The following is a 24,914-nucleotide window of genomic DNA, read 5'->3' as shown; positions in this document are numbered from 1 at the left end:
AATCAGTAATGATTTTAATGTTAAACTATCGATTGTAAAAAGTCTTTTTCTACTCATATATAATTATCTGGATTTGAAATATCCAAGAAGTTTAATAACATAATTCTGATCCACACGGGTACTCAAAAATCCTGAACCACTCAGTTTGAATGCTCTCTGGAAATAATCTACTCTATCCCTGTAATACTTTGTATATCCTTTTCTGGTTGATTTACTCGACGTATTTACCCACATGGCTTTACCAGACTCTGCATCTTTCATTTGGACCATTCCAAGATTGGGTAATTCCTCCTCCCGCTCATCATAAATCCTAATGCCTGTGACATCATGCTTTTGCCCTAATATTTTTAAAGTATGCTCATAATCATCTGTCAAGAAATCTGAAAGCACAAACACAATCGCCTTTTTCTTCATCATATCAATGAGGTATTTAAAGGCTTTAGAAAGATTGGTTGTCTTGTTTGAGGGTTTAAATTCTATAAGCTCTCGGATAATTCTCAACACGTGCATTCTTCCTTTTTTGGGCGGAATATACAGTTCTATTTGGTCTGAAAATAACATGAGACCAATCTTATCGTTGTTCTTAGTTGCAGAAAAAGCAAGCGTCGCTGCCATTTCTGTAATAATATCTTTTTTGAAAGTTTCCCGTGTTCCAAAGGCTGTCGATTCTGATATATCTACAAGCAACATCATTGTCAATTCTCGCTCCTCTTCAAAGACCTTCACGAATGGCTCATTATATCTCGCCGTAACATTCCAGTCTATAGATCTTACATCGTCTCCAAATTGGTAAGCACGCACTTCACTAAAGGTCATCCCCCGACCTTTGAATGTAGAATGGTACTCTCCACCAAACACGTGATCACTCAACCGACGCGTTTTGATTTCAATTTTTCTTACCTTTTTTAAAAGAGATTTGGTATCCATGCAGTGTGATTACTTTTTATTTGATTTAGAATTCAATCAAATAAGTATAATATCTAGAATCTTATAAGCTTGTTCTGAATACATTCAGAAGTAAATCTTAAGGAACCTCTACTTCGTTTATGATTTTACTTATCAAATCCTCAGATTTGATGTTTTCTGCCTCTGCTTCATAAGTAATCCCTACTCTGTGTCTCAACACATCGTAGACTACCGCTCTCACATCCTCTGGAATCACATAGCCTCTGCGCTTGATGAAGGCGTAACACTTGGCAGCAATTGCCAGGTTAATACTTCCCCTTGGAGATGCTCCAAAACTAATGAGCGGCTTGATTTCAGCTAGCTTATATTTCTCAGGATAACGTGTAGCAAAAATGATATCCAGAATGTATTTCTCTATTTTCTCATCCATATAGACCTCTCTCACCGCGCTTTGAGCACGAAGAATCTGGTCTGTAGAAACCACAGGATTTACTTTCCCAAAGCTATTGTTCAGGTTAGCTCTCATGACGAGTTGTTCATCCTGAAGATTTGGGTAATCGATCACTGTTTTCAGCATAAATCTATCGACTTGCGCTTCTGGCAGAGGGTAAGTTCCTTCTTGCTCAACCGGGTTTTGGGTAGCCATGACTAAAAATGGCTTGTCAAGTATAAAAGTTTCATCACCAATGGTTACCTGCTTTTCCTGCATAGCTTCCAGCAATGCTGACTGTACTTTTGCCGGAGCACGATTGATCTCATCGGTCAATACAAAATTGGCGAAAATAGGTCCTTTTTTGATGTTGAAACTATTTTCCTTCATGTTGTAGATCATCGTTCCTACAACGTCTGCTGGTAATAAATCTGGAGTAAACTGAATCCTGCTGAAACTACCTTGTACAGCTTTGGAGAGCGTGTTGATGGCAAGTGTTTTTGCCAGGCCAGGAACTCCTTCCAGAAGAATATGCCCCTGACCAAGGAGGCCAATCAATAATCGTTCTACCATATGCTTTTGTCCCACAATGACCTTATTCATTTCGTTGGTAAGCAGGTCTACAAAGGCACTTTCCTTTTCTATCTTTTCGTTAATGGAGGCAATGTCTACATTAGCTTGATCTTGTTCCATATTGTTGTTCTTATAGTATTATAACCTATTCTTATATGCGCATGCAAATTGAAAATTTAATCTATTTTCTGTTGTTAATTCTTGGTTAAAAATCAGCTATTTACCATAAGCTTATGATTAACCGGAAAATGGAAAGATTTCTAAAATTACATTTTGTAAATCCACTGCTCTGGATTTAGCTTATTGGTGTTTTTGAATAGCTGGAAAATAAGAGTTGTTTTCCCTGATGAGGAATTGATTCCCACTTCACCAATTTCTTCGCCCCTCGTTATTTTATCTCCGGACTTCACAAAAACTTTTTGCAAATTGTTATATATAGATAAATAATCTCCATGACGTATCATCACAACTACGTTTGCCCCGGGAATCTTGCTGACCTGGCTAACTTCTCCGTCAAAGACAGCACGGGCTTTACCGTTCCTTTCAGTATCTATTCTCACGCCATTACTCATCACCTTTATGGTTTTCACAATAGGGTGTGGCCGTTCTCCAAAACGCATAGAAACAACTCCAGACTTGACAGGCCACGGAAGTTTACCTTTGTTTTGAGCAAAATCTTTGGCCAAAGCTTGTGCTTCTGGGGATAACTTAAAAGTTGCTTTGGAGTCTGATCCTACCTTTTTGTTTTCTTTGGCAATGGCCTCTCGAATTAAACGGTCAATTTCCCGGTCTATTCTACTGACTTCCTGTTGTTTTTGCTTAAGCTCCTGAGCATATTTTTTCTTCTGCTTGTTAATGCTAGCAAGCAATTGCTCAAGATTATTTTTATCACTTACCAGACTGGATTTTGTTTTACGATTTTGAGCGAGTATTTTTTCCTGGTCTCGGCGCTGTTCAAATAAAGTTGAATTTAATTCTTGAAGCGTTTTAGTTTGTTGCATAACTTCTTCGCCCTGCTTTTTTCTATACTGGGCAAATTGTTTCATGTATTGAATCCTTTTGTAAGCTTGTAAAAAAGATTCTGAAGAAAACAAAAACATGATTCTGCTTTTACTTGATTTACTTCTGTAAGACTTTTGGATCATCTTTTCATAGTCGGCCTTCAGCTGTTCCAGTTCATTTCTAAGTCTGTCTATTTTATTGGCATTGGTATTGATTTCTCTAGTCAGTAAATTCGCTTCCTGATTGTTTACCTGAATCAATCGTTCGGTTGCTTTAATTCTTTTCTGAAGATCCTCATACTCACCCAATGCAGATTTACCCTTGGATTCTGTAGTTTTTATGATGCTATTGATCTCATCGATTTCCTGCTGAATTTCCTGGCGTTTAGTTTCAAGCTCTTCTCTTGTCTGGGACATGCTCACTAAGCTAAAGCTAAGTATAACTACCAATAGTATGTACTGAAGGTTTTTCATTAAAGTTCTAAACGTTCGTAATTATTAGGGATTGAAAAAGGAAAACTTAACTCTTCATCAAAAATGACAGAGCGATAATCGATATCTATGAGCACCTCTTCGTCGTCTTTTTTTGCTTTCATCAGTAATTTTGAAGGAAATCTTTTATTATCTATGGACTGAAATTTAAAATAATCAACCTTTAAACTTTCATTTTTCGTATTGACTAAAGACTGAGATTTCATTTCAAATTTTCCACTATCGATGATTGCAGAAAAAGCTAAAATAGATTTGATATTCTGTAGGAACACGTAAGCATTATCATCAAAAAGCATTTGATTCCTTTTAAGTTCGTACATAGGTCTTCCGATCAACAAATTCTGAAGATTTTCAAAGTTGACTTCTACACCAAGAAATTCTTTAGCCATTGAAAAATCACCATCAAAGTAAGTTCTGTTGATTTTTTCGTAGTACTGAAATCGATCTGGAGTGATATAAACCTTGGCTATTGGTAGCAACCCCATCACTTTAGCGCTCATCCATATCGCCTTGTCTTTTTCGATTCTGTACGTTATACTGATAGATTGTGAACTACTTTCAGTCTCATATCCTGCTTTTATTTTACCATTGACGGTTTTGAATTCTGCTAGATTATTTTCAAAAGTTCTTATAACAGCTCTGGCAGATTTTTCTTTTAAATCTTCTCCAGTACCAACTTTGGAAGATTTGCAACCCGTTAGGGATATAAAGATGATTAAAACTAGACTTATTCTTTTTAAACTTTTATTCATCAATTGGAGATTATTATTAATTTCTGCTCGTAAGCATTTGCCTTTTCTTGATTTCCCAAAGCAAGATAGGATTCTTTCAATGCACTGTAAACTTTTTGCTTAAGTGCTTCATCATCAAAAATATAATCTAGAGTGGTTTCCAAAAATTCAACTGCCTTTTTATGATTCCCTAGCTGCCCCAAAGCAAAACCTTTGGTATAATAAAGCAAGGCCTGGGAAGGAAAACTTTCCAAAGCATTTTCGCTTGTTTCCAATGCTTCCTGATATTTATCCAGTTCCAGCTCTAGCTCCAGAATATTCTTTATCAACTTAAAATCGTTGGGCTTATTGCGCAATGCAGACTTGAAGTTTTCTAGAGATTTTACTTTATCTCTGGATTTATAAAATTCTCCCAGCTCTGCTTTGCTGGAAGAGTTTTTTTCTGAAGACAAAGCAGAATCCAAAACACTCACAAAGGCTTCCTGAGCGTCTGGGTTTTTCATAGCCAAAGTCTTAAACGTATTAATGACTTTCACTTTATCTTTTTCATCCAGAGTTAGGCTCTCTACTACTTTTCTACTGTACGTTTTAGCTTGAGAAATATTTCTAGTTACCAAATATGCCATGGCCAATTCAACGTTAATTTCAGGATCATTGACGGCATATTGCTCCAATTCTTCACCTACTTCTATTGCTTTTTGGGGAGAATTATTGAGTCTGTAAAGCTCCATAAGTGAAGAAGCAGCTCTTAGATCTTCTTTCGAATTCTGAAACCTCTTTTTAAAAAACTCAATGCCGACATTCAAAATAGACCCTTCCTTATAAATAATCATTCGGAAATCATCCCGAAATTCATCTATACCTTTTACCGCATCGTAGTTATCTAAAGATTTTAAGGCTAACACATATTCTCCCCGGATCAAATGAAGATTGGCTAATTCTTGATAATAAACTGGATCTATCTTAGAAATAAATTCTGCTTCAGCTATAGCTTCGTCATAGCGTTTCTGCATATTAAAGACAAAAAATAGCTGTTTGTGAATATTCACATCGTTCTGGTACTGGGGATCTTCTATAGTTTTCTTGAGAAAATCCTCTGCATTTTTATACTCTTTTAAATCAATATAATTTTTGGCCAATTCGTAAAAAACCGCTGTACTTTCTGGTTGTAATTCCAGACATTTTTTAAGTTCCTCGATGGCTTTATCTGGGTTTTCTACAGCTCTCTGAGCGATCGCCCTGAAGAATACCTCTTGAAATTCGTCTGTGTTATTTCCAAGCTCATCAATATTGATGTCTTCGGTTAGGTTGTCTTTTTCCTGGGCGTAACCAGAAAAGCTTAAGACAAAACAACAAACAAAAAAAAGACGAATGCTTTGAGACATATTTTTTATTCTAAAATGGAATAATCACCGATGCTTACCGAGGTGAAGTTACCATCAAATCTAGCAAAATTTCCAATCATGGCTTTGTCCAGCTTGGCATTGGTAATTTCAGCGTGTTCTTGTATCAAGGAGTTTTTGATAGTACAATTATCCACAACTGTGCCATCTCCAATAGAGACGTTGGGGCCGATTTTAGTATTTTTCAAAAAGACATTCTCTCCTATAAAACAAGGTTCAATAATTTCAGAATCTTCAATTTTTACTGAAGAAGAAATCAACTGTTCTTTTCCTTCCTGCTGGATGAATTTAAGCATCCTTGAATTGGTCTCAACCGTAACGTGCTTGTTACCGCAATCCATCCATTCGTCCACCTGTCCAGGCTTGAAGACAGCTCCATTAGCTCGCATTTTTTTAATCCCATCATTGATTTGGTATTCGCCGCCGTGCATGATATTTTCTTCTATGACTTTTTCCAGCTGAGTTTTCAACACAGAAACATCTTTGAAGTAGTAAATTCCAATCACCGCCAAATCCGACACAAAATCTTTAGGCTTTTCTACCAGTTCGGTGATATGTCCCTTATCATTCAAATTGACCACTCCAAAAGCTTCAGGATTATCAACTTTTTTTACCCACATCACGGCATCGGCATCTTTATCCAGTTTAAAGTCAGCTTTAAACAAAGTATCGGCATAAGCAATCACCGCAGGACCTTGCAAAGATTCTTTAGCGCACATAATAGCATGACCCGTGCCCAAAGGTTTATCCTGATAATAAATTGACGATTTAGCATCAAGTCCTTTCGCGATGTCTTTCAGCTTTGCTTCAATTTCGGCACCAAAATCTTCAGAAATGATAAAAGCGATTTCGTCGATTTTTTCTTCCAAGACCTCAGCAATGCTTTCCACAAGACGTTGAACGATAGGTTTGCCCGCAATTGGAATAAGTGGTTTGGGAATGGTAAGTGTATGTGGTCTAAGCCTTGAGCCTCTTCCGGCCATGGGAACTATAATCTTCATATATATTAAAATTTAGTAATCAATGATGTATTTTATATAATGCCTTTTATAGGCTTCATTAAATTAATTCAATAATTTCTTGCACTGAGATAACCTTCTGATCTCACATGCTTGTAATGTTCTGAAATGTCTTCTGGTATATTTCCTAATATCAGCCAATTCACATCTAAACCAGTGGAAATGCACATTTTCATCAGCCGGGGATTATCTCCGATAAGCCAACCTAATTCTTTTAGATGGTTTTCGAACTCTATAAAATAATCCTGGTCCAGTTTGTCAATGAGGATCAGAATCCTGTAAACTCGAGCAATAAGGGCAACACCAAGTTTTGAAAATTGACGAGGAGAGCCGGTATTGATAATATTTTGGTTGTTATGTTTTAGTACTTCTTTCATAAGCAACAAATTCAAACTGGCTTCGCCGAACTTATCTTTGGTCACCTTCACATGTTCAGTAATTTCTCCACTTAAATATCGAATGTCCATGTTCAGATAGCCTAAGGAGTAAAATCTTTCGCTAAAAAGCTTCACCTTTTCTTCAACTTTTTGCTCCATTTTAGCACGCTGATCTTCAACTGTGGAAGAACTCACAAGTTCAAAATCGAGGCGTTTAGCCAAGATTTTATCTTTTTTCAGCAAACGAAAAAGCAGCTTATCTTTCTCCTTATCTGGAAGGCAGCTCAAAGCTTCTTTAAATTCTTTACTGAAGGTCATTTGGATTCTCTATTAGTTGTTTCCCGTACTGCCAAATCCGCCTTCACCTCTATCAGTTTCAGAAAGGACTTCAACTTTCTGGAAGTCGGCTTGCTCGTGCTTGGCAAACACCAATTGCGCGATGCGGTCACCTGGATTGATGCTGAATTTGTCTTTAGAAAGATTGATGAGAATGACTCCTACTTCGCCTCTGTAATCTGCATCGATAGTGCCTGGAGAATTGAGAACGGTAATTCCTTTTTTGAGTGCCAGACCACTTCTTGGTCTTACCTGGGCTTCTACTCCAGCCGGCAATTCCAGAAATAATCCTGTTTTGACTAGACAGCGCTCCATGCTTTCCAGATGGATAGCAACGTCTATATTGGCTTTTAAATCTACGCCCGCAGAAAGCTTAGTTTCGTATGTTGGAAGTTCAAATGCTGAACGGTTGATTATGTTTACTTTCATGAATTAGTTACTTTTTATAAGCCTGAAAATCTCTTTCTTTTCAGAAATAAATACACTGAAACAGAAAATTAAAATAAGTGATGCTCCTACAACGTAATTTTCTCTAAAATAGTAAAACGAAATTAGAGAAAATAGAACGGATACAGATAAGTAAATTAGCATTTTACCATATTTATAGGGAATCGCGTAGTGCTTTTGTCCAAGGAAAAAGGAAATCAACATCATACTTCCGTAAGCCGTAAGTGTAGCAATAGCTGAGCCTACATAACCGATAATTGGAATGAGCCAAAGATTAATTCCTATAGTGAATAGGGCACCAATTGAAGAAATATAAGCACCATACTGAGTCTTATCGGTGACTTTGTACCATACGGAGAGGTTGTGGTAAATCCCTAAAAACAAATTAGCAAGTAAGATAATCGGCACAATTTTCATCGCCTCCCAGTAGCTTTCATTCTGAATAAAAAGCACTTTAAAAAGATCTGCAAATACGATCACGACCAATAAAATAACAGTGCCAATAATGACAAAGTATTTAGTAATCATGGCATAAGCAGTTTTTGGGTTTTTGCTAGACGCATGGCTAAAAAAGAACGGCTCAATTCCCATGCGAAACGCCGTTGCAAATAAAGTCATGAACATGCCCAATTTGTAACACGCTGAGTAAATTCCGATTTGTTCTTTAGCTATGTTTTCTGGTAGCATGCGTTCCAAAAACAAACGGTCTATGACTTCATTAATAGAAAAAGCAACTCCAGCGACCAAAACCGGCAGTGCGTACCTCATCATGGATTTCCATAGATCCCAATCGAATCGAAATTGAATTTTAGAATAAAATGGAATTAGGAAGATAAGGGTAATTGCACTAGCTAAAATCAGAGAAATAAAGATATAACTGACTTCAAAGTTGGGAATATAAATAAAGCTAAAAAGGTCACTTGATTGTGCCAGATCTTTCAAATACAAGAGGAAAAATACGTTTAAACCCAGATTGATGGCAACATTCAAAGTTTTAATAAAGGCAAATTTCACGGGTTTGCTGTTGGCTCGGAGCCAGGCAAATGGGATGATGGCTAAAGCATCTAATGCTAGGATCCAAATGATCAACTCTAGATTTTGTGTGCTTATTCTTGTAAAACTTTGAATTTCTGAAATTGATAAGTAAGCTAGAATAATAAACACTAAAGTGGTTGCTATAATGGACCAGGTCGATGTAAAAACGACTTGGGATTTATCTTTTTCTTTGTTATAAAACCTGAAAAAAGCAGTCTCCATTCCGTAAGCCAAAATGACATTGAAAATCACGAAATAGGAGAAGATAATCGAGTAATCTCCGAAGGAAGTATTCTCTAAAACTCCGGTGTAAAGCGGTACCAAAATCACCGAAAGCATCCTGGGGATCACCGTAGCCACTCCATAAATGAAGGTGTTCTGAAAAAGCTTTTTGTAGATACTCACCCGTTAGTTTTGATTCTTCAAATGTAGTAAAATATGGAGTTAAAAGCGGATAAGATTCAATCTCTTAAGCTATGCTAAAATCAAAGGCTTTTGGGAAAATTAGTGAAAAAACATCTGCTGATACTGTTGTTTTCATTGAGTCGTATCGAAAAGTTAAGTTTAAACCAACGTATATCTTTACTTAGTTGAGCTTTATCAATCTTCTTATCTTACGATTTCAAATTCTAAAACTGTGGTACAAAAAAATAAAAACTTAGAAAGTAAACACTGATAAACCAATTAATTAAGTGTTTAGACCTCACAGGTCTCAAAGACCTGTGAGGTCTTGTAAGTCAATTTTATTTGACAGTTATTTTTTTATTAGGATTCAAAACAGAAAGTATCTTACTGAATGAAGATAAAAAACGCCTACCAAAATAACCTTAAGAATATAGATTTAGAGATTCCCAAAAATCAGCTGATCGTGGTCACCGGCTTGTCTGGATCTGGAAAATCTTCTCTGGCGATGAATGTTATTGCCAATGAAGGCTACCGCTATTTCCTGGAAAGTTTGCCAGCCTACAACCAGCAAAACGGGCAAGCGATTCCAACCGCTGAAGTAGATGATATTCAAGACCTACCTCCTGTAATTAAAGTGGAACAATCCAAACGCTTCCAGTCCATCAACACTACTTTTGGAACGCTTTCTGAGTTGACTTCAATTTTCAGATTACTATTTGCCCGCTATTCAGCAGAAGAGACTATGAGCAAATCGCTCTTTTCCTTCAATCATCCGAAAGGCGCTTGTGAGGTTTGCCGTGGTATTGGAGAAGAAGAATACATCGATTTAGATAAAGTGATCGGCGATGAAAATAAAACCTTGAGAGAAGGCGCCATCACAACCACTTTGCCCAACGGTTACATCGTTTATTCACAAATCACCGTGGAAGAATTAAATAAAGTCTGCAAAGCACACGGTTTTCATGTGGATATTCCCTGGAAAGAACTTTCAGAAGAACAACAGGACGTGGTGTTGAATGGAAGTGACCGTCTGAAGGTTTATTATGGAAAACATGGGTTGGAATCTCGCCTACGCTGGCAAGGCATAAAAGCCAAACCTAGGGAAGAAGGCTATTACAAAGGCATGTTGCCGATTATGCAGAACATCCTGAGAATTGACCGAAACCCAAATATTTTAAAATTTGCAAGTTCCAGAGTTTGCCCTAATTGTGAAGGCGGTCGCATCAAAGCGGAGCATTTGAAATACCAATGGAAAGGACAGAACTTTCAAGCTTGGATGGATTTATCTTTAGATGATTTATACCGTCAATTGAATCAGCTGGGACTTTCATCTGGTGAACAACAATTGGTGGATAAAATGTGTACTCAGTTGCTGGACTTGATCCGTTTGGGCATGGGCGACTATCAACTCAGCACACCAAGCATGGACATTTCCTCTGGGGATGGACAACGCATCAAGCTCATCAATCAAGTGAACGCCAAGTTGCAGGGTATTTTATATGTTTTTGATGAACCTTCCATTGGCCTTTCGGCTGATTATCAGAACTACTTACTACGTATCTTGAATCGGTTGATCCTACGTGGAAATACAGTGATGGTGGTGGAACACGATCTCGATTTCATACAAGCTGCCGACTGGATCATCGAATTGGGACCTAAAGCAGGAGTTAATGGCGGAGCAGTCGTTTTTAATGATTCAAGAGCAAAATTCTTGAAATCAAAAAACCTCAGCAGTCCTACTCTAGCTGCTTTACAGTCAAATAAAATCTCCAAAACAGACACTTCAAAAGAAACATCTAAAAAAGTAACGGTTGGTGATTTTCAACCCCAAACCAATACATTGACGGTCATCAGTCGGAAAACGCCAGAGATAATAAAACGCATTTCTGACTTTTGTGAACATCAGGATTTCAATCTACTCACAGTCACCGACCAGCCTATCGGTAAAACACCACGCAGTAATCCAGCGACCTACACGGGATTAGCCGATAAAATTCGGGATTTATTGGGTAAAACCACAGAGGCTAAATCTTTAAATCTTAGTAAAAGTGCCTTTTCATTCAATAATAAAAAAGGGCGATGTGCCACTTGTGAAGGGGCTGGTGTCATCACCCTTTCCATGAGTATGATGGGAAACATTAATCAGGTTTGCCCTACTTGTAATGGAAAGCGTTTTAAGCCAGAAGTGCTAGATGTGAATTGGAATGAAAAGAATATTTCAGAAATCTACAATCTTAGTATTGAAAAGGCTTTTGACTTCTTTTCAGGAGAAAAAAAGATCACCGATATTCTGTCGTTGATGATTCAGTTGGGCTTAGATTACATCAAACTAGGCCAACCTTCGAATACCTTATCCGGAGGAGAAGCTCAAAGAATAAAACTTACCAAGCATTTTGCCAAGAAATCAAAACAGACCCTTTTGGCCCTGGAAGAGCCTAGCATTGGCTTACACCATCAGAATGTGGCTCAATTACTTGAAGCGCTCAATCAGCTAAAACATCAAACGGCGGGCATCCTTTGTTTTGAAAACCATCAGCTTTTTCAAAAGAAGTGTGATGTTTGGGTTGACAATGCTTTGAAGATCAAACCAATTGAATTGAAAACAGAAGAATCTCAGCAGCGAGATTCAATTTCCATACGTGGAGCACGAACGCATTCTCTTAAAGATTTGGACCTTAACTTACCTAAGCATCAGCTTTCTGTGGTGACTGGCCTTTCAGGCTCTGGTAAATCTTCTTTAGTGATCGATACCTTGCATGGGTATGGGCTGCAAGAAATGACCAAACAGTTTTCGGCGTATCAACAATCCAGAGTCGGTGTAAATTTTCAATTTGAAGTCGGTCGCATTGAAGGACTCACTCCAAGTATTTGCATCACAAGAAAGCAAAAAAACTATTCTCAACGTTCGGATATTGCCAAGCAAACGGGAATTGACAAAATCCTGAGGTTTGCTTTTTCCCGAAAAGCACAATACGAAGGCGAAGAATTATCGGCAAGCCATTTTTCTAATAACCACGAATTAGGAAAATGCTCCGTTTGTCAAGGAGTTGGGCAGGAATTGCTTCCAGACCTAAACCAACTTGTGCTGGATAAAGATAAAAGCATTGCTGGTGGATTATTTGCTCACAATAAGGCTATCGGCTATTATGGCGATCCTGCCGGACAGCATATGGCGATTTTAAAAAACGTAGGTAATGCCTACGATTTCACTCTCAACACACCGTTTAAGGATTTGACTGAAAAGCAAAAAGAAGTTTTGTTTTATGGTACTGGAGACCAAATTTGGGAAGCCAATTGGGTTTACCAAACCAAAACACGAGAGGGTACGCAGGCTTTAAGGATGACCTGGGATGGACTTTTTAGCTATTTGAATGAGGAATATTACAAAACACGTAAAAACAAAAATATAAGTCAGTTGACCGCTTTATTTTCCTATAACCAATGCAGTCATTGCGATGGAAGCGGATTGAAGCCTGAGCGTTTAAAGTTTAAACTGGCTGGCAAGTCGATTCATGGCATCAAATCGATGAATTTTGAAAGCTTAGAAAAGTGGTTAACTAAAAACGCTAAGACAATTAGTATTGATGGGAAATTACTTTCTAAAATTGAAACACATATCATCAATACCATTACCAGAGCGAAAGAGCTGCACATTGACCACCTGGAACTCAGTCGAAAATCACCCACACTTTCGGGAGGTGAAAATCAGCGTATCGCTTTGATCAAACAACTGAACAGTCCGTTGAAAGGGGTGACTTATTTATTGGATGAACCTTCTGCGGGATTGTCACAGGAAAACATTCCCGACCTCATCCAGATTCTGAAAGAACTAATTAAAAAAGGAAATACGGTAATTGTGATCGAGCATGATAAATCCATCATTCAAGCAGCTGATCATATTGTTCAGATTGGTCCTAAAGCTGGGAAATTGGGAGGTTATATTACTTATCAGGGTGATGCAAAAGGCTTGTTGGGTCAACCGAATTGCCATCCTTTTTTGAAGGCTGCAAGCAAAAAAGTGCAACTCGAACCTGGAAAAACAGATATACACATTCAAAAGCTTGCCAAGCATACTTTAGTAAAAGACAATTTGAAACTGCCTATTGGTGGAATTACTGGTATCACTGGAAAATCTGGCGTTGGGAAAACCACTTTGGTAAAAGAAATTTTGATCCCGAGTATCAAAACTGGTCAGCCAGTGAATTGTTCAAAAATTGACTTCCCTAAAGCTTATGTGGGTGCGCATTATTTTGAACCCAAAAAACTCAGGACTTATGCCAGCACATTACTAGTATCTTACTTGGACTTTTTGAAAGAGATCAGCAAGATATTTGCCAGTAAAACTGAATTAAAAGCTAAGGCCTTTTCTTACAAAACCAAAAAAAGCCAATGTCCGAATTGCAAAGGAAAAGGATTTCTAGAAACCAGCCTGGACATTACCGCCAACTCGATTGAAACCTGTGAAGTTTGCCGGGGTAGACGTTACCGAAAAGAGATTCTAAATTATAATGTGAAGTCTAAACATATTGCTGATGTTTTGGCGATGACTATTACAGAATTTCAAGATTGGTTGACTGATTTTAAAGTACCCGACAAGACTCTTGAATTTCTAAAAAGTTTGGAAAAAATCGGCTTGGCGCATTTGAGTTTGAATCAAACTGTACAATCACTTTCTTCAGGTGAAAAACAGCGCTTATTACTTTTAAATTGGTTGCAAGATGCTCCCAAAAATGAACTCTTTATTTTAGATGAACCCAGTACGGGGCTGCACTATGCAGATATTGATTTACTCTTTACCATCTTGGAAAAACTCAGTGTGGATAATGACATTTTAGTGATCGAACACAATCCTTATCTGTTAGAGAAAATAGGAGTGGGACTGGTTTTGAAGTAAAATAAGGCTTCCAAAATGTGAATTTGACAATTGGTAAAAGTGTTCAATTAATCTATTTGGTTTAAGTTTCACTTCTCCTTTTGCAACGTGAATGAAGTTGACGTTATGGGCTTTAAGCAATTTGTTTATGAGGCATCAAGTTAACGAATGTAAATTCAGAATAAAGCCTTTTGAAAATGATCTAGTTACTCTACATTTATAAAAATATCATCCAGCTCATAAGTGCCGTCTTCATTTTCATCTCCACTTCCGGTATACTTAAATGCGATGTGACCGTTGCCTTCAAAACAAGACATATCCACAAGACCTGAGTTTACCCAATCTCCAAAAAACTGATCATCTGGAACAATAAAAGCATCTGTAATTATTCCCCAGTTCGCTGAAGTGATGCCTAGTTCTGTTCCGTCCCAATCGGTTGAATACAGCACTTGCAGTATACTGAGATTTGAAAAGCTATTGGAAGTTTTAAATTCCAAAGTCACTTTAGAACTTGTTTCAACAGGAATTTCTGGACTGATTAACCACGAAATCGTGCTAGCATCTCCAGAATTGTTCGGTCTTATTCTGGCTGAAATGCCTAAAGATTGATTCGCTCCGTTATCAACAAAGGCTTCCCAGGCTTCAGAACCAGATTCAATATAATTTGCCCAGCCAGGAATACTTACCGGAGAATTGATGTTTTGATCTTCAAAATCGACGTTTATAAATTCAGAAGTGGCAGGAGAAGCAGCATTCCCACAAGAAAAAACCAAAGGATCGCAGCGCTCGCCAGTCATATCTACATCTTCTGGGGAATTGATATAAAAAGTAAAAAATTCACCAAAAAAGTCTCTAGTCAGAACACCCTTAAGGGATCCTGAACCAGAGGGAAGTAATAAGCCTTTGAAATCGGCGAAGGTACTCGTGCTAAAAATCAACTCACGCGGACTTACACAACTTTCCAAAACGCGCTCTCCATCAAATTCATCGTTGGCTTCCGAAGCATAAGTTGCCGAAGTATTATTTGAAAAATAACTGTTTGAAAACTGAACATCAGTCAACTCTATATATGTATTGACGTCTGAAAAACTTAAGTCTGATAATTGTTTTTGTACAGGGATGACATCGGCAATTAATGTATCTCTAATAAGGTGTTCTTCAACAAAAGATTCGGGAATACCAGTAATGTTGATACCATCGACAATACCTAGTCTAGCTTCATTACCTTCTCTTTGACCAACTGATAGTCCGTCTAATTTTATATAAATTTTTCTGCCAAAATCATATTTAGTAAACAATGGATTTACATCAATCTGAACAGCCACACCATAAGTTGGGTTTTCAGGTTGATCCTGAACGATGAGTTCTCTGAAAAAATTACCAGATTCATCATTTGAAATGACATAAGCTTCTACGACATTGTTAGTACCTTCAAAAGTAAATGGACCATTATCATTTTGAGCTAATATACCTTCCAACGCTGATAGGCTGATAATCGTACCATCAATTTCTGGGGGCGTTTGTTCAAACTGAGGTGTGTCAAAATCATCATCCTCTACACATGAAGTCATTGATAATAAACCAAATAGAAAGATAAAGAGTAAGTTTTGATTTAAAATTTTCATAGTTTTTTAGTTTTAAAACCTGACATAAGCACTTATATAATAGGTCGTTCCAAAGCCAAAGAAATAGCGGTTTCCAAATAATGGACCATTTTCTCGGTTAAGATCTTCACCTCTAGTTCTATAGTTACTGGTTCTGGACTGTTCAAATCCTCCAGTTTTGTATTCCTTGTCAAGCAGGTTATTGACCACTCCAAAAAATCCAACGTAGTAATCACCAACTCTCCAAGATTTACCACCAATTACATTGATAAGCATATAATCATCAAACCGTTCTTGCTTCAAAATATCTCTCGCAATCGATTCATCATAGTCGTTATAGACAATTCCATCGGTATCCAAAGCAAAATTATCTGACCTTAATAAACCACTTGGGCTTATGTAAGAGTGTGAAAAGAAGTTTGAAGTAAGCCCTACATTCCAATATTCTGGGTCTCTGTATTCAAATCCAAGTTGAAAAACGCGTTCCGGACCTCCGGGTACTCTTACATTTTCCATCTCTGTTTTTCCATCTCCAAACCTCAGCTTCATATTCGGAAAATTTTGACTTGTTAAATAAAGATCTGGATTGCTATTATAGATGTAATGGCCAAAAGAGCCTGCAGCCTTCAACTTTAATGTTGACAAAACCTGAGCTTCCACACCAAATTCTACTCCGTAATGCAATCTGTCTATACCAGTCATTACCTCTTGTACAAAAGCATTATTTTGATTGTTTGCAGAAGGCAAGCCTGTAAGCTCTTCAGAGTAGTAAAATCCTACATTAGTTTCATCTTGAAAGCCAGTATAAAAGCCTGTTAATCGTCCACTTAAAATCGGAGATTTATAAATGTAACTTATGTCCGCAGATTGGATTTTCACTTCTGTAATGCCGTCAACAACATCTCCATTTTGTCTGGCGTTGCTATAAGAGTTTTGTATGGTTGGGGCGTTCTGAAAATAAGCCCCGTTCAGTGTAAAAACATTACGGCCGGATAATCTATAAGTCACACCTGTTTTAAACGCATAAGTTGTGAAGTCCAGTTTCTCTCCAGGCCCAAAAGACCTGTCGCCAGGGAAAAATCCATTTTCATAATAACCAGTGCGCTGATACTTTGTTTTGCCAAAACTAAGGCCTGTGTAGAAGTCTATACTTCTAAATTGAAATTGAGACTGTAAAAAGGCGTCATAAACTTCGGCATCCACTTTATAATTATACTTGTACCGATCTCCCTCTTGTACAGTTCGATTTGGATTTCTTAAATCTGCCTGAGCCAATTCTGAACCTAAACCAGTAAGCAAAGCAGTTTCTTCAGCAAAGAAATCAACGTCCAGATAACGTTCTCCGCCTAGAAGATCTTCCATTTGGGCAAAATTCTCACTTTCTAACTTCCTGTAGTTAAGCCTACCATTTATAGTGATATTATCTTCTAGTTTATAATCCAGAATCGTATTTGCCATGAACATTTTATCTTCTACTCTGTCAGATTGCAATGCATAAGTAGAATTACCACCTCTATTTTGATTCAAGTTATTAGCAAAATAAAGATCCTCCCATTGGAATTGACCATCGTTTTGAAACTCTCTTTGAGCTAAAAATGCACTTTGATAATTTAATGGGGTTGGATTGGGCTCTCTCAAATAGTAACTTGGTAAATTCTGATAATAAATTGGTGAAGGGTTTCTTGCACCACCAAGAAAAGCCTGATCACCAGTATTCGGGTCTGTAAAAAGTCGGGTTCCTCCGTTATCAAGTCTAGTTGTAGAGAAGAAACCAAACTGATATCCAACATTGGTATTGATAGAAAGTTTGTCGCTAATGTCCCAGTAGTGATTCAACATAAAGACCGGTTCCTCTGTTTCACGAATTCTAGAATTTCTTTGTACCCCATTCAAAAGGCCCCAGTTTGGGTTGTATTCTATTCCTTTTAGATCCACTGTTTCCTGAGTTACTGCTGTCCCCATACCTCTTCGGTTTGGCGCATAAAAACCGGTAAAGTTCAGGCTGTGCTTATCGCTGATTCTTTTTTCAACAGACAGCGAAATCGAATTGGCATCATACAACGTTCCCTCTCTAAAACCTTCCTCACCAAATCGTCTCGAAAGCAATAAAGAGTATGACCAGCCCCCATCAAGCAAACCAGAATTATAACTCCCCATAACTCTACCTTCATAACTTCTATTGGAACTTGCATAAGAAACGCGACCGCCTTTCCGCATTTTGGACGCCCTCATAATAATATTTGAAACTCCAGCAACATCACCAATGGTGTAATCGTTGGCTGTACTACTCATCGTAAACACACGATTTCTTTGCACGTCATTCAAGCCTCCCCAGTTGGCCCAATTGGGTCTACCAGAAAATTGTTTGTTCATTTCTATACCGTTGATCAATACTTTTCCATTAGCATTATCAAGACCTCTCGGATTAAAAAATGCAGCACTAAAGTCGAAAGCGGCTGCTCGTAAGTAGGTATCTTGAGAGGAAGCTAAAAGTCCAGATATATTGAAAGATGAAGCGTCGTCTCCATCGAGTTCATCTTCAGATAAAGAAATTGTTCCTATTTGTCTGTTTTCTTCGCTTAAGTCTATTTCCAGGAAAACATTACCCAGATCAAGGACTTTTCCCTCTTCGATGATTATTGGATAACGCTTAGATTCATAATTCGTTCTATTGACACCTAAAATTTGTTCGCCTAGTGGTAAGTTTTGACTAGCAAATGAAAATTTTCCCCGAGCGTCTGTTGCAACTTCAATTCCGGAATTTTCAATAGTAATTAGAATACCCGGCAATGGCTCTTCGGTATCTATGTCCAATACCAAACCAATGACGTCAGTTTGTTGAGCTTGAACTTCAAAAAAACTAAGTATTAGCAAAAATATAATAACAAATCGTTGACAACTTATCATATCACTTTGTATTATATTAAAGTTAACATAAAATGTTAATACAATACAAATATATTTTAAATCTAGATAAGTAGTATTTTTGTAGTTAAGAAAATATGTGACTTTACATAAAATTAATATTAAAATGAGTTCATCCTTCAAAATTCAGGTTTATCTGATAGCCTTTCTATTTATATTGATCAGCTGTGGATCGGTTGAAAAGAGTACGACCATTTCCAAAGAGACTGATGAATTCCTGGTGAATACTATTGCTTTTTATAACCTGGAAAATTTGTTTGACACTGAAGACGATCCAAATAAATTTGATGAATCTTCACCTATCATGGAAATAGCTGAAGGTGAGCGTGAGGCCATTTACAAGAAAAAAGTTACTAACATGGCTAAAGTCATTGCAGATATAGGCTCTGAAGTTACGGGAGTGCCACCAGCCGTTATTGGAGTATGTGAAATCGAAAACTTCAATGTTCTTCAAGATCTTGTGAATGACAAGCAATTATCGCCTTTTAATTATGGTATCATTCATTACAATTCACCAGATGCAAGGAGTATTGACGTGGCTTTACTTTATCAAAAAAATGTGTTTCGCCCAACTCATTCAAAAGCTCATGAACTTGTTTTATTTGATGACAGTGACAGAAATAAAAGAAAATACACAAGAGATCAGCTCTACGTCAAAGGTAAATTGGACGGTGAAGACATGCATTTTATTGTGAACCACTGGCCATCAAGAAGTGGTGGAGAGAAAAAAAGCAGACCTGGAAGGGTAAATGCAGCAAAGCTTGCTAAGAAGATAAAAGACTCGATACAGATGCAAGAGCCTTATGCTAAAATCATGATCATGGGCGATTTCAACGATGGACCATATAATAAAAGTATCAAAGAAGTCCTTGAAGCCAAAGAACACGCTGAGGATGTTGGTATCTCTGGTATTTACAATCCTTTCGAAAAACTCCATAAAAAAGGAGTTGGAACTATCGCCTGGAGAGACACCTGGGATTTATTTGATATGATTTTAGTGACCAAGCCCCTTATCAATAGAGAAGATTACAACAGCTACACGCTTTATAAGGCCAATATTTTTAACCCGTATTATCTTCAAAATCCAAAAGGACGCTACAAAGGTTATCCTTACAGATCCTTTGCAGATGGTGGATTTACGGGCGGCTATAGTGACCACTTCCCTGTTTACTTGTATCTAATAAAGAAAAAGGAAGGATCTGGAGTTGATGTCGCTACCGATGAGTAAGTAAGCTTTTTTGATAAAATTTTCACATAAGTACAGAATCAATCTATTACTTTTAAATAAAAAATGAAAAATTCAGGTATACCTTTATTGATTCTAACCACTTTAATTTTATTACTAGTTACTATATTCGCGGCTCTTGATTTGTCTTTTTCATGGGTCTTTTACCTCACAGTTTTAGGGCAAGCCATTTTGGTCTTTGCGGTTTACAAAGTTTTGACTGACGATTACCAAACTGAAAAAACATTTCAAAACTGGTACGAAGACCGTCCTAAAGACAAGGATGAGTGATAGAATTAAGAAGGCTCCGTAGTTCAATGGATAGAACAAAAGTTTCCTAAACTTTAGATCTAAGTTCGATTCTTAGCGGAGCTACTATACTTGAATCGAAACTTTTAATATAGCAGACCATTTCATTAGTCAATTCAAAATCAGGAAATCGGTTATTCTCCAAGTTGTCTTCACAATACGCTTTTATAAAACTGATACAACAGAAAATGTGATTCCTAAAAGTCAAATTCATTATAAATCGAGTATTCTCGAAGTTGAAAAATTCAAGTTAAATATAGACTTATTGATTGCACGGCTTTACCTTGAATCAGATAGTTTGAAGTTTCAAACTTTGATGAGCAGGTTTCTTTATTAAAATATAGCTTTACTTTAGGATGGGATTATGCTGTAAATTCTTAAAATCTAAATTTCAAATACGCCATAAAATACTGTGGAACCGCACGATAGACCAAGTCGCCTCTTTGAAAATTTGTGATGGAACTAAAAGTATAAGACCTAGTATCAAAAATGTTCTGAGCATCTACCCCAAAAACGTAAGATTTATCTTTTGGCCGGTACTCCAAATTAAAACTACTCGTTTGGTAAGTTTCAGAATTGACTTCAAATACTTCATTTCTGAAATTTCCAAACACCCGATCGTAAAGTCTTAATACAGTTTCAAGTTTTCCATTATAAATCGTATTCGTATTGGTTGACTCGCCAATTTCTCCAGAATTTGAATTTATACTTCCAGAGAACTTAAAATTTAAAATCCCATCCCAATAGGTTGTCCCTCTAAAATAATACAAGTCGCTGTCATTGGTGACATTGAAAAGCTCACTATTTAGTATTGAAGGATTTTCAAAAACGGTTTTAGTATAACCGACTTTGAAGCTTGAATCTACAAAGGATAAGTAAGTAGTAAAGCCTAATCTTCCCGCCAACAGACTTCCCCCAGGAATAAATAAACGCCTTGATACGTTCAAGCCTTCACTCAACAGATTATCTGCCGACAGTTGTTGATTATAGTCAGAATAGGAGATCCCAGCCTCAAACAAAATCCTTTTTTTGGGTCTGGAAAAGATATAATTAAAAGAATATTGATTTCTGGAAATGCTTTCGAGCCTGTTGAGACCCAAAATCAAATTTCTATAATTTTGCACGATGAAGTTGCTGTTCAAATCACTTAAAGTTGGCAATTCATTGATTTTCTTATATCTAATCGTAAAACTACCCAGTTTAGTTTTCCTAAACCTCAAAGTGAGATTGGGATTAAAAAACAGAAAGCTTCTAGAATCTAGTGTTGTTCTTAAATTCACATTGGACAGTTCGAGATCCCCTTCAGCAATAAGCTTGTCTGGAATAAATTCATACTGAGTTTTAAAACTCACAAAAGATTTGAATCTTGCTTCTGAATTTGTTCCCGATAAACTATCGATTTCAATACTATTAGTAGTACTTCCACGATCGCTTGTTATGTGGTTAAAATCGCGTTCTTGATTTAAAATTCCCGTTTTTAATGCATACGTCAGCTTATTAACTTTAAAAATAGCACTGCCTTCCAAACCTTGATAAACGGTATTGTCTTTTATTTCAGTTTCGAGTTTGCTTGAATTGGAGGCTTCCTCTGGTGAAATGGTGTTTGGATTTATAGTAAAACTTTGTTGGTCTTGGTTGGCTCCTGTAAAGCCATAAAAAGTGAGCGCTCCGTTTGTTATCTTTTTGGTAAAGTGCACATTGGTAGATAAGCTAAGGTTACGTTCGTCTAAAACCTGAGCAATGTTATCGCTAGAATTGAAAAGCAATTCATGATTCACATCAGAATTATTAACCGATAAGTCAGTTTGAAAGGTGATAAAGTGATCTTCATCTATGGAATGTTTTATTTCAAAGTCATTTCTAAGATTGAGGTTTTTGGTTTGAAACGCATTGTCTTCTTGAAAATTGATGGTTTCGTTTGGTAAAAAATAGGAGGTAAGATTGGTATAATCACTTTGAAATTGGTCTGCTGTCACAAACAAGGAATTTCTTAGTTTACTGTCTTTCCAAATGGTCTTATTGGCCAAGAGATTATTGGATACACTCTCATTTTCCACGTAAAATTTGTCATCAATCAATATCGAGTTTGGATTTAAATTCAAAAATGAATCTTGATCCAAACTATAGTTTTCATCAAAATCATTGAACCCCATTTGCTGGTAGACGTAATTATTGAGTTGCTCTCCTGCTGGCTTGCCAACTGAATTGATATTACCCAAATCCAGAAGTTTCACCTCGGGTCGTATAAGCCCCAGATTAAGATCTACTTCGTAGCGACTATCATTGCCGATTCCTGTTTTTAAAGCTCCAAACCAAATAGATTTGGCTTTATCTTTTAATTTTAAATTGAGTACCACCGCTTCGCTATCTAGAAATTGCTTCAACACTGGGTTTTCACTATAGTTATTGATGACTTCAACTTTGCTGAGTACATCGGCGCTAAGGTTTTTGGAAATGGTTTTATAATTTTTGTCGGCCAGGTCATCTCCTTCTATCAATATTTTTTGAATGCTTTTGCCTTGTGCTTTTATATTTCCATCATCGTCTATTTCAATACCTGGTAAATTTTTTAAGACATCTTCAACAGTTTGCTCTGTTTCGTTGATAAAAGCAGAAACTCTGTAGGCTACCGTATCCCTATTGACTTTAATTTTTTCTTCAGTTTCAAGAACCACCGTATTAAGCTGTTCAACTTTTGGAGTTAAACTGAAATTTTGAGTAATATTTCGCCCTGCTGTAGTATTTACTAAAACGTGTTGCGACTCATAACCAAAACTACTCACCTTTAAATACAATGAATCTGCATCAGCTTTTATCGATAACTCATATTTCCCATTTTCTGTAGAATAGGTGTACCCCAAAAACTTATTTGTAGAAGAACTTATGACGATGCTAGACCCTTCGAGAGGTAAATTTGATCCAACTTCTAAGACTTGACCTTTGATATCTAGCTTTTGAGCCTGAGCCAAAAATGGCATCAATAAGCTTAAATATATAACTAAAAGTCGAATAGGTTTAAGAAGTATGCTTAGTGTGATCAAGGATTAAGTTTAGTTTGTATTACTATTCAATTTCATAAACTTCTATATAACTATTTGTTTTCAGAACTTTCGATTTCGAGCCAGATACACCCATGTTTTCTGCTATCATCCTACCTCCCATTCTAGCATCAAGAAAAGCTTTGATTAGAAATTTTTTATGTTCCTCATAAGAAATCCACGAAGACTTAGGATTTTTTATAGGTTTGAGTAAATAAGAGTGCTTGGTAGGGTATTCTATATTTTTAAAATACCAATAAATTTCTTTATTAGTATCATAAGCTTCCAAAATTAAACCCGGCAAGCCTACTAGTTTCCATGGGCCGTAAGGCAAAGGAATTTGTGGCGTAAACCAAGCGGTATAATCTCGCCCTCTAAAGTGGGCGGTTGCTTTTTGAACTTTATAAACTCCTATCATTTTTGTTTCTTCTGCTATGTCCCAAGGAATGTCTATGGTGTTATCCTTGACGTATTTAAACCCTAAATCACGTGAATACAAGATTTTTTCTTTTGGAGTATAATAATATCGAAAACCTTCGGGATTAGTCGCAACAGTAATAGAATGCCTTGCCTCAGGACTAACTTGGAAAGATTTTTGCTCTCTAATGTGTCCACCTTCCAAAGAATCTTTTCTAGTCACATATAAAGAATTGTCTTTGTTAAACACCAACATAGCCCTATAATCTGGGCCAATAGGCGCACCCATATCAATACTTTGGACTTCGCCGTAGTTTACTATGCCTGTTTGGGCAGAAATTTCATCAGTTAATAATATTAAGCAAATAGCTAATAGTAAAATTAAGACTTTCATAATATTAATTTTAACCAAACTTAATTAAAACTAAGTACGTAGTTTTATCATTCTAAACTTTAACAGATTTAGTTTAAATAATGACTATTAATTTAAATTGTGTGTGTAAAAGGTATTTAAAGGTAATTTCACTTATCAATAGCAAAGGCTTCAATATAATTATCTAACCGTTCAGTCTTAGATCTTGATTTTGAAACTCCCATATTTTCAGTCATCATTCTGCCAGCTTCTCTTGCACTAACAGCATCCTTTATTAAAGAATCTTTGTATTCTTTAAAACTTATCCATGAAGCATTTGGGTTGTCAATAGATTTTAACTGATGTGATTGCTTCGTTGGGTATTCTATATTTTTAAAATACCAATAGATTTCTTTATTAGTATCGTATGCCTCCAAAATTAAACCTGGTAAGCCTACTAACTTCCATGGGCCGTAAGGCAAAGGAATTTGTGGCGTAAACCAAGCCGTATAATCCCGTCCTCTAAAGTGGGCTGTTGCTTTTTGTACTTTATAGATTCCTATCATTTTTGTCTCTTCTGCTATGTCCCAAGGAATGTCTATGGTGTTGTCTTTTACATAATCAAACCCTAAATCGCGAGCATACAAGGTTTTGTCGTTTGGGTTATAATAATATTGAAATCCCTCAGGGTTAGTTGCCACTGTTATAGTAAAGCCTCTACCAGAAGAAGCACGATAAGATTTTTGTTCATAAATACTTTCTCCTTCCAAAGAGTCTTTTCTCGTAACGTATAAAGAATTATCTTTATCAAACACCAACATAGCTTTATAATCAGGACCAATGGGTGCACCCATTTCCATACTTTGGACTTCTCCATAATTTACGAGGCCTGTTTGGGCAGAAATTTCATCAGTTAATAATGTTGAGCAAATAGCTAATAGTAGAATTAAGAATTTCATAATATTAATTTTAACCAAACTTAATTAAAACTAAGCATATAGTTATATTGATTGTTG

17 protein-coding genes and 1 tRNA gene are annotated in these 24,914 nt (G+C 36.7%); 4 read left to right on the top strand and 14 right to left on the bottom strand.

What is annotated here, in order from left to right:
* Positions 1 to 63: 63 nt before the first annotated feature.
* From LB449_RS00980 to LB449_RS00940, 9 genes are all read right to left on the bottom strand, one after another.
* A complete protein-coding gene (locus LB449_RS00980; RefSeq protein ID WP_224453207.1) occupies positions 64 to 927 on the bottom strand; it encodes a DUF58 domain-containing protein in 864 nt (287 codons plus the stop codon).
* Between the two features lie 97 nt (positions 928 to 1,024).
* Positions 1,025 to 2,029: an AAA family ATPase gene (locus LB449_RS00975; RefSeq protein ID WP_224453206.1), complete on the bottom strand. Its 1,005-nt coding sequence runs from the start codon at positions 2,027 to 2,029 to the stop codon at positions 1,025 to 1,027.
* 146 nt (positions 2,030 to 2,175) lie between these two features.
* Positions 2,176 to 3,384: a murein hydrolase activator EnvC family protein gene (locus LB449_RS00970; protein WP_224453205.1), complete on the bottom strand. Its 1,209-nt coding sequence runs from the start codon at positions 3,382 to 3,384 to the stop codon at positions 2,176 to 2,178.
* The gene (locus LB449_RS00965) at positions 3,384 to 4,154 is read right to left on the bottom strand and encodes a DUF4292 domain-containing protein (protein ID WP_224453204.1); all 771 of its coding nucleotides are present in this window, start codon (positions 4,152 to 4,154) and stop codon (positions 3,384 to 3,386) included. Before LB449_RS00965 ends, LB449_RS00970 begins: the two co-directional genes overlap by 1 nt.
* Positions 4,154 to 5,518 carry a tetratricopeptide repeat protein gene (locus LB449_RS00960; RefSeq protein ID WP_224453203.1) on the bottom strand — a complete coding sequence of 455 codons (1,365 nt, stop codon included), beginning with the start codon at positions 5,516 to 5,518 and terminating at the stop codon, positions 4,154 to 4,156. The genes LB449_RS00965 and LB449_RS00960 overlap by 1 nt, the downstream gene beginning before the upstream one ends.
* A gap of 5 nt (positions 5,519 to 5,523) precedes the next feature.
* A complete protein-coding gene (locus tag LB449_RS00955; protein WP_224453202.1) occupies positions 5,524 to 6,537 on the bottom strand; it encodes a sugar phosphate nucleotidyltransferase in 1,014 nt (337 codons plus the stop codon).
* 68 nt (positions 6,538 to 6,605) lie between these two features.
* Entirely contained in the window at positions 6,606 to 7,250 is a 645-nt protein-coding gene (locus LB449_RS00950) for a hypothetical protein (RefSeq protein ID WP_224453201.1), read from the bottom strand.
* A gap of 12 nt (positions 7,251 to 7,262) precedes the next feature.
* Positions 7,263 to 7,697 carry a dUTP diphosphatase gene (gene dut, locus LB449_RS00945; RefSeq protein WP_224453200.1) on the bottom strand — a complete coding sequence of 145 codons (435 nt, stop codon included), beginning with the start codon at positions 7,695 to 7,697 and terminating at the stop codon, positions 7,263 to 7,265.
* Positions 7,698 to 7,700: 3 nt separating this feature from the next.
* Positions 7,701 to 9,155, bottom strand: coding sequence for a lipopolysaccharide biosynthesis protein (locus LB449_RS00940; RefSeq protein ID WP_224453199.1), 1,455 nt, complete (start codon positions 9,153 to 9,155; stop codon positions 7,701 to 7,703).
* A 391-nt stretch (positions 9,156 to 9,546) separates the two neighbouring features.
* Here LB449_RS00940 and LB449_RS00935 point away from each other — a divergent pair, with 391 nt between their 5' ends.
* Entirely contained in the window at positions 9,547 to 14,049 is a 4,503-nt protein-coding gene (locus tag LB449_RS00935) for an AAA family ATPase (RefSeq protein WP_224453198.1), read from the top strand.
* 185 nt (positions 14,050 to 14,234) lie between these two features.
* Here the strand turns inward: LB449_RS00935 and LB449_RS00930 are convergent, their stop codons facing one another.
* Positions 14,235 to 15,653 carry a DUF5689 domain-containing protein gene (locus tag LB449_RS00930; protein ID WP_224453197.1) on the bottom strand — a complete coding sequence of 473 codons (1,419 nt, stop codon included), beginning with the start codon at positions 15,651 to 15,653 and terminating at the stop codon, positions 14,235 to 14,237.
* A 12-nt stretch (positions 15,654 to 15,665) separates the two neighbouring features.
* Positions 15,666 to 18,539, bottom strand: coding sequence for a carboxypeptidase-like regulatory domain-containing protein (locus LB449_RS00925; protein ID WP_224453196.1), 2,874 nt, complete (start codon positions 18,537 to 18,539; stop codon positions 15,666 to 15,668).
* A gap of 124 nt (positions 18,540 to 18,663) precedes the next feature.
* On the opposite strand from LB449_RS00925, the gene LB449_RS00920 reads away from it, so the two are divergent.
* The 3 genes from LB449_RS00920 (at position 18,664) to LB449_RS00910 (ending at position 20,157) form a co-directional block, all read left to right on the top strand.
* Positions 18,664 to 19,785 (top strand): endonuclease/exonuclease/phosphatase family protein, encoded by a 1,122-nt coding sequence (locus tag LB449_RS00920; protein ID WP_224453195.1) that lies wholly within the window; start codon positions 18,664 to 18,666, stop codon positions 19,783 to 19,785.
* A gap of 63 nt (positions 19,786 to 19,848) precedes the next feature.
* A complete protein-coding gene (locus tag LB449_RS00915; RefSeq protein WP_224453194.1) occupies positions 19,849 to 20,073 on the top strand; it encodes a hypothetical protein in 225 nt (74 codons plus the stop codon).
* A gap of 12 nt (positions 20,074 to 20,085) precedes the next feature.
* Positions 20,086 to 20,157: transfer RNA gene (locus tag LB449_RS00910), tRNA-Arg, on the top strand.
* A gap of 311 nt (positions 20,158 to 20,468) precedes the next feature.
* On the opposite strand, the gene LB449_RS00905 is transcribed toward LB449_RS00910, so the two are convergent.
* From LB449_RS00905 to LB449_RS00895, 3 genes are all read right to left on the bottom strand, one after another.
* A complete protein-coding gene (locus LB449_RS00905) occupies positions 20,469 to 23,132 on the bottom strand; it encodes a carboxypeptidase-like regulatory domain-containing protein (RefSeq protein ID WP_224453193.1) in 2,664 nt (887 codons plus the stop codon).
* 22 nt (positions 23,133 to 23,154) lie between these two features.
* Positions 23,155 to 23,940: a GLPGLI family protein gene (locus LB449_RS00900; RefSeq protein ID WP_224453192.1), complete on the bottom strand. Its 786-nt coding sequence runs from the start codon at positions 23,938 to 23,940 to the stop codon at positions 23,155 to 23,157.
* Between the two features lie 128 nt (positions 23,941 to 24,068).
* Complete coding sequence (locus tag LB449_RS00895; RefSeq protein WP_147225493.1) at positions 24,069 to 24,857, bottom strand: GLPGLI family protein; 789 nt, start codon at positions 24,855 to 24,857, stop codon at positions 24,069 to 24,071.
* Between the last annotated feature and the right edge of the window lie 57 nt (positions 24,858 to 24,914).

Origin of the sequence: Psychroflexus lacisalsi (genome assembly GCF_020164495.1) — a bacterium.
GTDB classification, from domain to species: Bacteria; Bacteroidota; Bacteroidia; order Flavobacteriales; family Flavobacteriaceae; genus Psychroflexus; species Psychroflexus lacisalsi.
Note: the sequence above shows the minus strand (reverse complement) of the source record. Positions and strands in the feature narration are given on the sequence as shown.